We start from the raw sequence: 254 nt of genomic DNA, 5'->3' as shown, positions 1-254 counted from the left end.
GGAAATGGCCTTCCTCGCCGTCGAAGGCGCGGTCGACGACATAGCCGGCATCGACCAGCGCATCCGATATCTGCCGATTGAGATCCTTGTCATCTTCGACGACCAGTACACGCATGCGGAGTTCGATACCTGTTGAAGAGCTTTGTCGGATGGAAGAGCTTTGTAGGATTGAAAACTGGGGCAGATATAGGCCGATTCCGGCGGCCTGGGAAACGTGGCCTAAGATTGATTGGATCAGTTCAGCGGAACGACTA

General features: G+C 54.3%; 1 pseudogene. It reads right to left on the bottom strand.

Annotated features, from left to right (window positions below):
• Window positions 1–115: pseudogene (locus AC0L27_RS41435) on the bottom strand (DNA-binding response regulator); the annotation flags it as partial.
• Window positions 116–254 lie beyond the last annotated feature (139 nt).

The sequence above is a fragment of the Bradyrhizobium sp. Ken51 genome, from assembly GCF_055807435.1.
Note: the sequence above shows the minus strand (reverse complement) of the source record. Positions and strands in the feature narration are given on the sequence as shown.